Below are 919 nucleotides of genomic sequence, written 5' to 3' on the forward strand. Positions count from 1 at the left end.
GGCGAAGGCACCGTCATTGAACTTGAAAAGCTGAACGGCGAACCGTTGGACGTAAAAGTAAACGGTTCCCTACTTGGCCATGCGGAAGTAGTTGTCGTTAATGACAAATACGGTCTTCGCTTGATTGACGTACACGATTCGGCATTAAGCGGCGTTGGTCGATAATTTTTGGTAGGCAGTACAATGAACAATCTGAGCGCTTGGCATCGTTGGTTACCTTTGTTGGTATTGGTGTCACTTTTGTTTGCATTCCCAACAATGGCAGCAGACAACGGCTTAACAATTCTGTCCGTTACGGACGGCGACGCACAACAAGAGTACAGCGTTAAACTACAAATTCTTTTGTTGATGACGGCGCTCAGTTTCCTTCCTGCTTTCATTTTGATGGCGACGAGCTTTACACGCATTATTGTGGTGCTGGCTATCTTGCGCCAAGCGCTTGGTTTGCAGCAGAGCCCGCCAAACCGCGTGTTAGTGGGTATTGCATTAACGCTTACTCTGCTCATCATGCGCCCAGTTTGGACGGATATCTACGAGAACGCGTTCCAACCATACGACAATGGTGAAATTACGCTGGTTCAAGCATTTTCCGTGGCGGAAAAGCCCGTGCGCAACTTCATGTTGGCGCAAACCCATCAAAGCTCTCTTGAGCAAATGTTGCGAATTGCCAATGAGCCGCTCGATCAAAAAGTAGAAGACATCTCGTTTGCCGTTGTTCTTCCTGCGTTTGTGATCAGTGAGCTTAAAACTGCGTTCCAAATCGGCTTTATGCTGTTCATTCCGTTTTTGATCATCGACTTGGTGGTCGCTAGCGTCTTGATGGCCATGGGTATGATGATGCTGTCACCACTTATCGTCTCTTTGCCATTCAAGTTGGTGGTGTTCGTTCTGGTCGATGGCTGGGCGATGACGGTCGGCA

2 protein-coding genes are annotated in these 919 nt (G+C 48.3%); both read left to right on the forward strand.

Annotated features, from left to right (window positions below):
* Nucleotides 1-165: FliM/FliN family flagellar motor switch protein (locus R7Z47_RS24230; protein WP_318130686.1), on the forward strand; the 165-nt coding region annotated here is incomplete at its 5' end.
* Between the two features lie 18 nt (nt 166-183).
* A partial coding sequence (gene fliP / locus R7Z47_RS24235) for a flagellar type III secretion system pore protein FliP (protein WP_318130685.1) occupies nt 184-919 on the forward strand: 736 nt, incomplete at its 3' end.

The sequence above is a fragment of the Vibrio sp. 1641 genome, assembly GCF_033339995.1.
GTDB classification, from domain to species: domain Bacteria; phylum Pseudomonadota; class Gammaproteobacteria; order Enterobacterales; family Vibrionaceae; genus Vibrio; species Vibrio alginolyticus.